The sequence below is a fragment of the Deinococcus peraridilitoris DSM 19664 genome (assembly GCF_000317835.1).
Taxonomy (GTDB): domain Bacteria; phylum Deinococcota; class Deinococci; order Deinococcales; family Deinococcaceae; genus Deinococcus_A; species Deinococcus_A peraridilitoris.
Genome location: NC_019793.1, coordinates 2,943,299 through 2,955,243 on the forward strand (window position 1 = coordinate 2,943,299; position 11,945 = coordinate 2,955,243).

At 64.7% G+C, this 11,945-nt stretch carries 10 protein-coding genes and 1 pseudogene; 8 read left to right on the forward strand and 3 right to left on the reverse strand.

Annotated elements, in window-relative coordinates:
* Nucleotides 1-158 precede the first annotated feature (158 nt).
* Nucleotides 159-854, forward strand: coding sequence for a DUF4396 domain-containing protein (locus DEIPE_RS14265; protein ID WP_015236680.1), 696 nt, complete (start codon nt 159-161; stop codon nt 852-854).
* A gap of 394 nt (nt 855-1,248) precedes the next feature.
* On the opposite strand, the pseudogene DEIPE_RS24100 reads toward DEIPE_RS14265, so the two are convergent.
* Together DEIPE_RS24100 and DEIPE_RS14270 are read right to left on the reverse strand one after the other, a co-directional pair.
* Nucleotides 1,249-1,332, reverse strand: a pseudogene (locus tag DEIPE_RS24100) (IS5/IS1182 family transposase); the annotation flags it as partial.
* A gap of 83 nt (nt 1,333-1,415) precedes the next feature.
* Nucleotides 1,416-2,489 carry a GGDEF domain-containing protein gene (locus DEIPE_RS14270; protein ID WP_015236681.1) on the reverse strand — a complete coding sequence of 358 codons (1,074 nt, stop codon included), beginning with the start codon at nt 2,487-2,489 and terminating at the stop codon, nt 1,416-1,418.
* Nucleotides 2,490-2,761: 272 nt separating this feature from the next.
* Between DEIPE_RS14270 and DEIPE_RS14275 the strand changes: the two genes are divergently transcribed.
* Nucleotides 2,762-3,676 carry a manganese catalase gene (locus tag DEIPE_RS14275; protein WP_015236682.1) on the forward strand — a complete coding sequence of 305 codons (915 nt, stop codon included), beginning with the start codon at nt 2,762-2,764 and terminating at the stop codon, nt 3,674-3,676.
* Between the two features lie 59 nt (nt 3,677-3,735).
* On the opposite strand, the gene carB is transcribed toward DEIPE_RS14275, so the two are convergent.
* Nucleotides 3,736-6,840 carry a carbamoyl-phosphate synthase large subunit gene (gene carB, locus DEIPE_RS14280; RefSeq protein ID WP_015236683.1) on the reverse strand — a complete coding sequence of 1,035 codons (3,105 nt, stop codon included), beginning with the start codon at nt 6,838-6,840 and terminating at the stop codon, nt 3,736-3,738.
* Nucleotides 6,841-7,212: 372 nt separating this feature from the next.
* On the opposite strand from carB, the gene DEIPE_RS14285 reads away from it, so the two are divergent.
* From DEIPE_RS14285 to DEIPE_RS14310, 6 genes are read left to right on the forward strand one after another with little or no spacing between them, the layout of a single operon-like run.
* Nucleotides 7,213-8,442: an argininosuccinate synthase gene (locus DEIPE_RS14285; RefSeq protein ID WP_015236684.1), complete on the forward strand. Its 1,230-nt coding sequence runs from the start codon at nt 7,213-7,215 to the stop codon at nt 8,440-8,442.
* The gene (locus DEIPE_RS14290; RefSeq protein ID WP_015236685.1) at nt 8,442-8,963 is read left to right on the forward strand and encodes a GNAT family N-acetyltransferase; all 522 of its coding nucleotides are present in this window, start codon (nt 8,442-8,444) and stop codon (nt 8,961-8,963) included. Before DEIPE_RS14285 ends, DEIPE_RS14290 begins: the two co-directional genes overlap by 1 nt.
* A 2-nt stretch (nt 8,964-8,965) precedes the next feature.
* On the forward strand, nt 8,966-9,472 hold the full coding sequence (locus tag DEIPE_RS14295) for a GNAT family N-acetyltransferase (protein ID WP_015236686.1): 507 nt from the start codon (nt 8,966-8,968) through the stop codon (nt 9,470-9,472).
* 19 nt (nt 9,473-9,491) lie between these two features.
* Complete coding sequence (argH, locus tag DEIPE_RS14300; protein WP_015236687.1) at nt 9,492-10,898, forward strand: argininosuccinate lyase; 1,407 nt, start codon at nt 9,492-9,494, stop codon at nt 10,896-10,898.
* The gene (locus tag DEIPE_RS14305) at nt 10,895-11,377 is read left to right on the forward strand and encodes a GNAT family N-acetyltransferase (protein ID WP_015236688.1); all 483 of its coding nucleotides are present in this window, start codon (nt 10,895-10,897) and stop codon (nt 11,375-11,377) included. Before argH ends, DEIPE_RS14305 begins: the two co-directional genes overlap by 4 nt.
* Nucleotides 11,374-11,928 (forward strand): N-acetyltransferase, encoded by a 555-nt coding sequence (locus DEIPE_RS14310; protein ID WP_015236689.1) that lies wholly within the window; start codon nt 11,374-11,376, stop codon nt 11,926-11,928. Before DEIPE_RS14305 ends, DEIPE_RS14310 begins: the two co-directional genes overlap by 4 nt.
* Nucleotides 11,929-11,945 lie beyond the last annotated feature (17 nt).

Sequence of the window (11,945 nt, forward strand, 5' to 3'; positions counted from 1 at the left end):
TTTGATCAACGCTGAATTCCAGCAGGCTACAGTTTCCTGCAAGGTGAGCTTCACCTGTATGACAGTGAACGTCGTACCTTCAAAAGGAGCGCAGCAGACGCATCAAGCAGGTCGGGAGCAGCAAAATCTTCTGAAAACCGAAGAGATGAGGAGCAAGTATGGATATGGATATGGCCAATATGATCCCGGCCTGGTGGACGCCAGCAGCATGGACTTACCTGATTGCTTGCTTGATCTCGGCCGGCGTTCTCGCAGCTGGCATTTATCGACGCGGGCTTCGCCAGCCACTGCGCATGATCGAATTGATGTGGATTGTCAGTGCACTCTTCTTAGGCCCGGTGGCCCTGCTGATGTATGCCCGCTGGGGCCACCCAGAGGGTCAGGCTCCTGGCGCTATTCAACATCCCCGGTGGGTTGCCGTCATCCTTACCCTTCTCCCTGGGGCCGCCGCCTCCACGATGGCTCACCTGATCGGCGTGCCCGTGGTGTTCAGTGCCGGCTGGACCATCGCCGGTCAGGCACTCTGGGCTGTAGCGCTGTTTATCCTGGTCCTGGCCACCCTGCTGCTGTTCATGTATGAATCTGCGACTACGTCCAGACATCGTGCGGCGCGACCCGCCGCACTGTTCTTTGGCGCCTTGGTCACGGTGTTGGCTTTTGATGTCGGCATGGTCGGCTGGATGCTCTACCTGCACACCAACGGTCTCATGCGGCCGATCACCGACGTCGTATTCACCGCTCAGATGCAAATAGGCATGCTGCTCGGCATGCTGACCGCCTGGCCCATCGCTGCCAGGCTCACCCCGAGGCTTCCTGCGGGGATCGGCGCCGAGGCTGACCACTCCCCAACCTGAAGACCTTGGAAGGAAGTGACCCTCAAGTGTTCGTCGCACCCTAAAGCGGTTGTCAAAGACATGGATCGGTTTTTGATCAATGTTTTTGACCGAGCGGAGAGCGCGCAGTGCCCGAAACCGCTTTTGGGCACGCTGTCAGCGCGGGGAGCGAGTGACCTTGACCAGGAGCGTTTGGAAGCGGGCAGGCGTCCTTAAGGGCGTCCGTTCTGCCCAAGACAATGGAATTGATGGAGTGCTTTCCTCCAAGGGTGGAATGGACAAACGCTCTATGAGCCACCGAGGCGCAGCACGCGAAGTGAGCGGCACACGAGTGCGGCGGGTGAGAACTTTCGTTGGTTGGCGTTCCCGGAACCTCTGAACTTGGTTGGCGAAGGACCGGGCCACCCGCCGGATCGTCATTGCCTCTGGGCCCGCCAGCCTCGGTGGTCTTGACCGTCTGGCTATCGATAATTCCCGCGCTGGGTGTGGTTTCCTTTCCTGCTCGAGGCAGTCAAGGTCGTGGTTGTGCGGGTGGGAGCGCTCGGCTGCCACCTCGTGTCCCGACCTGGTCTTACAAGGAGTTCAGAACATCGTCGGCAGCTTGACGCGGTTGCGTCCGAGCTGTTTGGCCCGGTAGAGCGCCGCGTCAGCGCGTTTGACCAGGCGCTCAGAAGTGTCGCCGGCGCGCTGCACTGCCATGCCGAAGCTGGCGGTGAGCGGACCGGCACCCTCGAAGCGGTGGTGAGCGATGTCGGCGCGAATGCGCTCTGCGAGGTGCTCGGCGACGCGGGCGTCGGTGCGGGGCATGATCAGCAGAAACTCCTCGCCGCCCCAGCGGACCACCAGATGCTCACCGCGCACCCGCAGGGCCGTGAGCCGGGCCGCTTCACGCAGCACCAGATCGCCGATGTCGTGCCCGTAGGTGTCATTCACGCTCTTGAAGTGGTCGAGGTCGAACAGCACCACCGTGAGCGGCCCTGAATTTCGCAGCTCGTTCTCAAGCAGAATTTCACCGCAGCGCCGGTTGGGCAGCCCGGTCAGAAAGTCAGCGTAGGCGAGCATGCGCGCTTCGCTGTAGCGCTCCTGAAGCAGCGTGATGTGATAGAGCAGCAAAATGGCGGCCAGACCGGCCGCGAAAAACTGCGCGACGAAGCCGAGCAGGTCCGGATCGAAACCGCTGGTGCGCAGGATGTCCGGCAGGTGTGTCACGGTGGAGAACCCGGCGAGCGCGAAGGTGACGGTCGCCCAGGCCATCGCCGCGCGCCTCCGCCAGACGATGAAAGCTGTGCAGTACACCACCGTGAACCAGTATGTCGATTCGCTCAGGTGCAGACGCTCTGGGACGTAGGCCAGCAGCTGGTAATTGAGCGACAACAGAAAGTACACCGCGAGGCTGATGAACGCCAGCCGGCCCGCCGCCTGGTCACTGAGGCGGCGGGTCCACAGGCCGGTGAACAGGCTGGCGAGAACCAGCGCCAGCACTGGAAGTGCGATTCCATCGAGTGCGTCGGGGTTGGGCCATTGCACGGCCAACGCGAGCAGGCAAGCGATCACACCCACCGAGAACTGGCCGAGCAGCAGCGAGCGCCGTGAGGAGACCCACGGATCGGGCAGTGCGGCTCGGTTGGTGGAAACGTCGGGGGACGTGATCGTCATGCGTGACTCATGCACAGTGTAACGCCTTCGCCACATTCCCACGCTAAAAATGCCCGCGACTATGAGAAGAGTGCCGGAAAGTAAGAGACACCGTTTCTGTAACCCACAGCACAAACCCCGCTGTCTCAAGACCGTGTCCGGAGAGACTTAAGCCCAATGTCACACGATCAGAAACTTCGCCACTTCAAATGGAAACGGCTGCCCTGGTGCTTCCTGGCCCGCAAAGAAGGAGTGGATCACCCGGTGCAGTGATTTCCAAGCGAGGTGAGAGCGTGTTCTACCATGACAAGCAGCTGCAGTACACCGTCCGCGTCGATACCCCCAGCCCACTTTTTGCCAAAATGCTGCAGCAGGCCATCGGCGGTGTCGAGGGCGAGATTCGTGTGATGATGCAGTACCTGTTTCAGGCCTGGGGCAGCCGTGGACCCACCAAGTACCGCGACCTGCTGATGGAAACCGGCACCGAGGAAATCGGGCACATCGAGATGCTCGCCACTGCCGTCGCCATGAACCTGGAAGGCTCTCCGGCGAGCGTGCAGGAAGAAGCGGCCAAAGCCAACCCGATGATCGCCGCAGTGCTGGGGGGCATGAATCCCCGGCATTTCCTTTCAACGGGTATGGCCGCCACCCCCGAAGACGCCAACGGCACGCCCTTTGACGCTTCACACGTGTACGCCAGCGGCAACATCATGGCCGATATGTACGCCAACGTCACGGCCGAGGCGACCGGACGCGTGCTCGCCACCCGGCTTTACGAAATGACCGACGATCCCGGCATGAAGGACATGCTGCGCTTCCTGATCGCCCGCGACACCATGCACCAGCAGCAGTGGCTGGCGGTGATCGAGGAACTCGGGGGCACCCAGGGTCTGCCGATTCCCAACAGCTTTCCGCAGAACCAGGAACTCCAGGAGGTCAGCTACACCTTCTTCTCGACCAGTGTCGAGGGCGTCGAGCCTCCGACCGGGCGCTGGTCGAGCGGCCCGAGCCTGGACGGCAAGGGCGTGTTCACCACCCGCGCGCTCAAACCGATGGGCCAGGAGCCCAAGCTCGCCCCGCCCATTCCGCAGGGACACGCGCAGACCGAGCAGATGACGGGCGGCCTCTCGGGTGCCCTCAAGAACGTCACCAATCGCGTCGAGGATGCGGTGGGCAACTCGCGCCGTCCTGACCACGGCCAATCCTGAAGCGGCTTGCGTGAATACGAAAGAGGCCGCTCCCGGCGGCCTCTTTCGTATTCATACGCTTACGCGGTCAACTGGATCTCGCGGGCCTGCCATTCCTGCAGGCTGGTCACGCCCAGGCTGGCGCGGCTCGCTGCCAGAATGGCGCGCGCCGTCCAGAGGGCCGCTTCACGCGTCGTCACGATGGGCGTGCCGTGCTCCAGCGCCCGGCGCAGCAGGGGAGAGTGCGTCACGTCGATCAGCAGCGCGGGCAGCTCAGCTCCCTCCGCGGGAGGCTGCGACACGCTCTCGACGTCTAGGCCCGCCTGAGCCAGCAGTCCGGCCGCTTCCGAAAGCCCCTCGCCGATCAGGAGCGCGCGGCCGCTGGTCGGCAGCATGGTCTTGACGCCCAGCTGCGCGCGGTAAAAGGCCAGGTAAGGGTCGCGGTCGATGCCCATGCTTTCCCCGGTGGATTTCATTTCGGGACCCAGGATGGGCTGCACGCCGCGGAACTTCAGGAAGGGCAGGTGCACTTCCTTGACGCTGTACATGCCGGGCGTGGGCGTCTCGGTCAGGCCGATTTCCGCGAGGGTCCTGCCGACCGCGATCAGGGCGGCAGATTTGGCCAGGGCGTGGTCCACGGCCTTGCTGACGAAGGGCACCGTGCGGCTGGCGCGCGGATTGGCCTCCAGGATGTACGCGACGCCGTCCTTGACCGCGTACTGCACGTTCATCAGGCCACGCACGCCGAGTTCGAGCGCCAGGCGCTCGGTGGTGGACTTGACCGTTTTGATGAGCTCTTCGCTCAGGTGCACCGGAGGGAGGATGCATGCCGAGTCACCCGAGTGCACTCCTGCGGCCTCGATGTGCTCCATGATGCCCGCCACGACCGCCTGCTGGCCGTCGCAGAGGGTATCCACGTCGAGTTCCAGGGCGCCTTCGAGAAACTGGTCAAGCAGGATGCTGGGCTGCCCCTCGACGGCGGCGTACACCTCGCGCAGGTAGGCGTCGAGTTCTTCCATGCTGCGCACGGTGCGCATGGCGCGTCCGCCCAGCACGTAGCTGGGACGGGCCATCAGGGGAAAGCCCAGCTCACGCGCGAGTTGCAGGGCCTCGCTGGCGTTCGCGGCCACCTTCCCTTTGGGCTGCGCAATGCCCAGGCGCTCGCACAGCGCGTTGAAGCTGGCGCGGTCCTCGGCCTCGTGAATGGCCGCCGGGCTGGTGCCGATGATGGGGGCGCCGGCTTCCTCCAGACGGCGGGCCAGCTTGAGGGGCGTCTGTCCGCCGAGCTGCACGATCACCCCGACGGGTTTCTCGTGATCGACGATGTTCATGACGTCCTCGAAGGTAAGTGGCTCGAAGTAGAGCCGGTCGGCAGTGTCGTAATCCGTGCTGACCGTCTCGGGGTTCGAGTTCACCATGATGGTCTCGTAGCCGGCTTCCTGCAGCGCCCACACGGCGTGCACGGTGGCGTAGTCGAACTCGACGCCCTGTCCGATGCGGTTGGGGCCGCTGCCCAGAATGACCACCTTGGGCTTGTCGGTGTGGCTGACCTCGTCTTCCCATTCAAAGGTGCTGTAGTGGTAGGGCGTGTAGGCCTCGAACTCGGCGGCGCAGGTATCGACGGTCTTGTACACCGGGGTGGCGCGGCGGGCCTTGCGGATGGCGCGCACCTCCAGCTCGCTCTTGCCGGTAATTTCGCCGATGCGCGCGTCGGAGAAGCCCAGGCGCTTGACTTCGCGCCAGTACTCGTACTTCCAGTCCTCGATGGAGCCGAGCTGGATGATTTCGCTTTCAGCGTCGATGATCTCCTTGAGCTGGCACAAGAACCAGTGGTCGATTTTGGTGGTTTCAAACAGCGACTCGACGCTCTCACCACGCCGCAAGAGTTCCAGCACGGCTTCCAGGCGGTGCGGATTGGGGTAGAGCAGCGCGCGCAGTTCCTGCACTCCCATGTCGGCGTAGGCGCCGCGTACGTCGGCCTCCACGCTGCGCAGGGCTTTTTGCAGCGACTCCTTGAAAGTGCGGCCAATCGCCATGACCTCGCCCACGCTGCGCATCTGGGTGCCCAGCATGTCAGGCGTGCCGGGAAACTTCTCAAAGGCGAAACGCGGAATCTTGGTGACCACGTAATCGATGGTGGGCTCAAATGCTGCCGGGGTGACGCGGGTAATGTCGTTGGGCAGTTCTTCCAGGCGGTAGCCCACGGCGAGCAGCGCGGCGATCTTGGCGATGGGGAAGCCCGTCGCCTTGCTCGCCAGCGCGCTGGAGCGCGAGACACGCGGATTCATCTCGATTACGATCACGCGCCCGTTGTCAGGATTCACGGCGAACTGGATGTTGCTGCCGCCCGTCTCGACGCCGATCTCGCGGATGATGGCGATGCTATAGTCTCGCAGGCGCTGGTACTCGACGTCGCTGAGGGTCTGCGCGGGCGCCACGGTGATGCTGTCACCGGTGTGCACGCCCATTGGATCGAAGTTCTCGATGCCGGTGATGATCACGACCGTGTCGGCGGTGTCGCGCATGACCTCGAGCTCGTATTCCTTCCAGCCCAGGATGCTTTCCTCGAGCAGCACGCTCGTAACCGGCGAGTCGTGCAGGCCCTGCGCGGTGATCTGCTCGAATTCCTCGTAGGTGAAGGCGATGCCGCCCCCGGTACCGCCGAGCGTGAAGCTGGGGCGGATGACGACGGGCAGGCCGAGTTCCTTCTGGAACTCACGCGCTTCTTCGAGGGTGTGGACCATCTTGCCGCGCGCGGTTTCCACGCCGATCTTCTTCATGGCAGCCTGGAAGAGTTCGCGGTCCTCACCTTTGCGGATGGCCTCGACGCCCGCGCCGATCAGTTCCACGCCGAATTCGGCCAGGGTGCCGTTCTCGAAGAGGTCCATGGCGAGGTTGAGGGCCGTCTGTCCGCCCAGGGTGGGCAGCAGGGCGTCCGGGCGCTCTTTTTCGATGACACGCCGCACAAAGGCTGGGGTAAGCGGTTCGAGGTAGGTGGCGTCGGCGAGGTCGGGGTCGGTCATGATGGTGGCCGGGTTGCTGTTGACCAGCACCAGGCGGTAGCCTTCACGCCGCAGGGCCTTGAGGGCCTGCGTGCCCGAATAGTCGAACTCGGCGGCTTGCCCGATCTGAATGGGCCCGCTGCCGAGGATCAAAATGGTCTGGATGTCAGTGCGCTTGGGCATTCCAGAAAAAGAGAATAACACGAGGGCAAGGCCAGAAAGTTTATTCAGTATGAATTGGCCCCATTCGGTGCTCTAAGTGGTCCGGTCTTGCCACGTGAATTTCCGGCCCCAGGGCGTTTCTGAGCGTATATGTGCTGTTTCGGCTCGCGGTCCGCTTCGAGCGGTTCGGTGCTTGACCCTCCTGCGGCGAGCTGATAGGCTTTGCATAGAAATACGCAAACTGCGTATAACCAAACAGATGCTGAACCTTGCCCTCCGACGTTGAACCTTCGCCTCAGTCATGAACTTGAGGCGGCGTTTCATGTCGGGGGCTTTGTTGTGCGCTAAGAACGATTCAAGAACTGGGCAGAAGCCCACCCAAGGAGAATTCCCATGACCAAAAAAATCGTGCTGGCGTACAGCGGTGGCCTCGACACCTCCATCATCCTGAAGTGGCTCCAGACCGAGCGCGGTTACGAGGTCGTGACCTTCACCGCCGACATCGGTCAGGGCGACGAGGTCGAGGAAGCGCGTGTCAAGGCCCTGAACACCGGCGCCGTGAACGCCTACGCCCTTGATCTGCGCGAGGAATTCGTTTCGGACTTCGTGTTTCCCATGATGCGCTCGGCCGCGGTGTACGAGGGCTATTACCTGCTCGGGACCAGCATCGCGCGCCCATTGATCGCCAAGCACCTCGTGGAGATCGCCAAAAAAGAAGGCGCGGAGGCCATCAGCCACGGCGCCACTGGCAAGGGCAACGACCAGGTGCGCTTTGAGCTGACCGCCCTGGCGCTCGAACCCGAAATCAAGACCGTCGCTCCCTGGCGTGAGTGGAGCTTCCAGGGCCGCGCCGACCTCGAAGACTTCGCGCGCGAGAACGACATTCCGGTGCCCACCACCAAAAAAGACCCCTGGAGCACCGACGCCAACCTGCTGCACATCAGCTTCGAGGGCGGCATCCTGGAAGATCCCTGGATGGAACCACCTGCCCACATGTTCAAGCTCACCGTCGGCCCCGAAGAGGCCCCCGACGAGGCCGAGTACGTCGAGGTGGAGTTCGAGAACGGAGACCCCGTCGCCATCAACGGCGAGCGCCTCTCGCCCGCCGACCTGCTCGCGCAGGCCAACGCGGTCGCCGGTCGTCACGGTGTGGGGCGCCTTGACCTGGTCGAGAACCGCTTTGTCGGCATGAAGTCGCGCGGCGTCTACGAGACGCCCGGCGGCACGCTGCTCTACCACGCCCGCCGCGCCGTCGAGAGCCTCACCCTCGACCGTGAGGTGCTGCACCAGCGCGACGCCCTGGGCCCCAAGTACGCCGAGCTGATCTACAACGGCTTTTGGTACGCGCCCGAACGCGAAGCGCTGCAGGCCTACTTCGACTTCGTGGCGCGAAGCGTCACCGGCACCGCCCGTCTGAAGCTCTACAAGGGCAACGTGATCGTTGCGGGCCGCAAAGCCCCGAAGAGCCTGTACGACAAGGACCTCGTCACCTTCGAAGCGGGCGGCGATTACAACCAGGCCGACGCCGCGGCCTTTATCAAGCTGAATGCCCTGCGCCTGCGCGTGCGCACCCGTGCCGAACAGAAGGCGGAGGGCAAAACGCCCGTTAAGGCCGGTGACTGATGGCGCGGGTGCGGCGTGCCGGCAGCGAGGACGCGGGCCTGATGGCCGCGCTGACCCGTCAGTGCTGGGCGGGCAGCGTGCCGGGCGACTCCAGCGCGCACTTCGAAGACGAAACGCGCGTGCTGAGCGACCTGGCCAGTGGCGGCGGCCTGATCCTGGAGCACGGGGTGATTGCCGTGGCCTCGCTGCGCTGGCGTGACCTGCCTCCAGGGGCCAGCGGACCGGGCCGGGCCACGCCGCGCCTGTGGGAAGTGTGCCGCCTGGGCGTGCTGCCGCACCACCGCCAGCACGGTCACGGCGAGCGCCTGATGCGTGAAGTCGAAGCGCTCGCGGCGAGCGGCGGCGTCCCGGAAGTGCGCCTCGCCGTGCGCCGCGACGCCAGCGTGAAGCTCGTGCAGTTCTACCAGCGCCTCGGCTATACCATCGACCCGGCGCTGGTCTACAGCCACGCCAACCCCCAGAACCCCACGCCCATTGTGATGCGCAAGGAGCTGCTGCACGCCATGGGAGTGAGCGCTTGACGATGGGCACCGCGAGCTGCATCGCCAAATCACAGGTGCTTCACGCCGGGTACGTACTCCGGCTTGCCGCCGTCGCCGATGCGGACACCATTGCTTTCCAGCGGGCCGCGATGTTTGCCGAAATGGGCACCTCGTACAGTGAGGAGCACACCACGCAGTTCGCGCCCTGGATTCGGGACCGCCTGTCGGGCGGCACCTACCTGGGCCTGCTGATCGAGCATGCCGGACAGGTGGTTGCGGGAGCTGGCCTGATGTTTCTGGACTGGCCGCCCAGCCATCTGGACCCTGGCAGCCGGCGCGCATACCTGCTCAACGTCTATACCGAGCCGAAGCACCGCGGGTGTGGCCTCGCGCGGGCGCTCACGCAGGCCGCCATCCACGAAACACGGGCCCGAGGCATTGCCGTGCTGGCCCTGCATGCCAGTGAAGCGGGCCGACCCCTTTATACGAAGCTGGGCTTTCAGGCCACCAACGAAATGCGCTTTCTCACTTCCGTGCAGGGCAGTTGAGCAGATCAGGAGTCAGGACATGACCACGAACACGTCAGACAAGAAACTCTGGGGAGGACGCTTTGCCGAGGCGACAGACGGGCTCGTCGAGCGCTTCAATGCCTCGGTGGGTTTCGATCAGCGTCTGGCCGAACAGGACATTCGCGCCTCGCTCGCGCACGTCGCGATGCTGGGCCAGCAGGGCATTCTCGAGGGCGCCGAGGTCGCGCGCATCACCGGCGGGCTGCAGGAGATCCTGACCGCCATCCTGGCCGGCAACTTCGAGTGGCGCCTCGACCGTGAGGACGTGCACATGAACGTCGAAGCCGACCTGCGCGACCGGATCGGCGGCGTGGCGGGCAAGCTGCACACCGCACGCAGCCGCAACGATCAGGTGGCCACCGACTTCCGGCTGTTCGTGAGGGAAGCCGCGCAGAACCTCGCGCAGCTCACGCGCGCCCTGCGGGCGACCTTTGTCGCCGAGGCCGAGCGTCACCTCGATCCCCCCGTGCTGATGCCGGGCTACACCCACCTGCAGGTCGCCCAGCCCATCGCGCTGTCGCACTGGTTTCTGGCCTACGCCGAGATGCTGGAACGTGACGAGGGGCGTTTGCTCGATGCGGCCGAGCGCATGAATGAAAGCCCTCTCGGTGCGGGCGCCCTGGCAGGTACGCCCTGGCCCATCGACCGCGAGGCCACCGCCCGCGCGCTCGGTTTCGCCCGCCCAATGCGCAACAGCCTCGACGCGGTCGCCAGCCGCGACTTCGCGCTGGAATTCCTGTCGGCCTGCGCCATCCTGATCGCGCACCTTTCGCGCCTCAGCGAGGAGCTGATTTTGTTCAGCACCTTCGAGTTCGGCTTCGTGACGCTGCCCGACAGCCATACCACCGGCAGTTCCATCATGCCGCAGAAGAAAAACCCCGACGTCTCCGAGCTGGCGCGCGGCAAGGCGGGCCGGGTGTTCGGCGCCCTGATGGGCCTGCTCACGGTCGTGAAAGGCACGCCGCTCGCGTACAACAAGGACCTGCAGGAAGACAAGGAAAGTGTCTTTGACGCGTATGACACCCTCTCCATCGTGCTGCGGCTCTACGCCGACATGCTGCCCAAGGCAGAGTGGCACGCCACGACCATGCGCCAGGCCGCCTCGCGTGGGTACAGCACCGCCACCGACCTGGCGGATTTCCTGGCGATGGGGGGCCTGCCCTTCCGTGAAGCGCACGAGGTGGTGGGCGGCCTGGTCGGTCTGGCGTCACGCACGGGGCGGCAGTTGTGGGAGCTGAGCGACGAGGAGCTGCGCGCCGTCCACCCGCTGCTGAGCGCCGAGGTTGCCAGCCGCCTGACCGTGGAAGCCAGCGTCTCATCGCGGCAGAGCTTTGGCGGCACCGCCCCCGATCAGGTGGGAAAGCAAATTCAAGCCGCCCTGGAGCGCCTCAAGGAGCACGCATGACCCTCACCCTGGAACGCGACACCGTCACCAAGATCCGCCCGGCTGCCCATCACGAACTCGACCTCGTCAAGCGCCTGCTGGAGGCCGTCGGTCTGCACAGCGGCAGCGTCACCATGCAGGGCGCCACCTTCTGGATTGCCCGGCGTGACGGTGAAAGCGTCGGCGTGATCGGCCTGGAGCACGGTGAGGGCGCCTCGCTGCTGCGCTCCACGGCGGTGTTGCCGCAGGCACGCGGGACGGGCGTCGGGCGCGCCCTTGTGCAGAGCGCCCTGACGCTCGCCACCCTGCGCGGCGACCGCGCCGTGTACCTGTTCAGCAGCGACGCCGGGCCGTTCTGGCAGCGCTACGGCTTTCAGGCCGTCCCGGTGAGTGAGCTCGCCCGCGCCCTGCCGGGCGTCCCGCAAGTCGAGAGCGGCCAGTGCAAGGGCTGGCTGCACGAGGAGCTCGCGTGGCGCAAGGACCTGGAGGCTCAGGCGTGACCTACCTCGCCCTCGACTCCATCGCCATTCCCGACCTGAGCCCGCAGGCGCGCGTCAGTGCGCGCAAGGCCCGCCTGAGTGACCTCGAGGCCATTCATGAACTGATCGGCTACTGGGCGGCGCGCGGACAGATGCTGGTGCGCAGCCGGCAGCTGCTCGCCGAAACCATTCGGGACTTCGTGGTGATGGAAGCGGAACCCGAGGGGGATCACCCGGGCGGCCTCGCGGGCGTGTGCGGCCTGCACATGCTCGCGCCCGACCTGGCCGAGGTGCGCGGCCTGGCCGTCCACCCGAGTTTTCAGGGTCGCGGCTTGGGCCGCGAGCTCGTCTTGGCCTGCGAACGTGAGGCGCGCGAGCTGGGCCTGCCGGCCCTGTTTGCCTGGACCTACCAGCAGAAGTTCTTCGAGAACTGCGGCTTTATGCGCATCGACAAGACGCACCTGCACCCCAAGGTCTGGAGTGAATGCCAGCGCTGCGCCTTTTTTGAAAACTGCAACGAGATCGCGATGCTCAAAACGCTTCAAGGGCCAGGCGCTTCTCGTACCGCCTGAACAATTGGGTTTTGGGG

Coding starts and splice junctions, on each gene's coding strand:
- DEIPE_RS14305 (WP_015236688.1), top strand. CDS start 10,895: ATGACCCTCACCCTGGAACGCGACACCGTCACCAAGATCCGCCCGGCT.
- DEIPE_RS14285 (WP_015236684.1), top strand. CDS start 7,213: ATGACCAAAAAAATCGTGCTGGCGTACAGCGGTGGCCTCGACACCTCC.
- DEIPE_RS14290 (WP_015236685.1), top strand. CDS start 8,442: ATGGCGCGGGTGCGGCGTGCCGGCAGCGAGGACGCGGGCCTGATGGCC.
- argH (WP_015236687.1), top strand. CDS start 9,492: ATGACCACGAACACGTCAGACAAGAAACTCTGGGGAGGACGCTTTGCC.
- carB (WP_015236683.1), bottom strand. CDS start 6,840: ATGCCCAAGCGCACTGACATCCAGACCATTTTGATCCTCGGCAGCGGG.
- DEIPE_RS14265 (WP_015236680.1), top strand. CDS start 159: ATGGATATGGATATGGCCAATATGATCCCGGCCTGGTGGACGCCAGCA.
- DEIPE_RS14270 (WP_015236681.1), bottom strand. CDS start 2,489: ATGACGATCACGTCCCCCGACGTTTCCACCAACCGAGCCGCACTGCCC.
- DEIPE_RS14295 (WP_015236686.1), top strand. CDS start 8,966: ATGGGCACCGCGAGCTGCATCGCCAAATCACAGGTGCTTCACGCCGGG.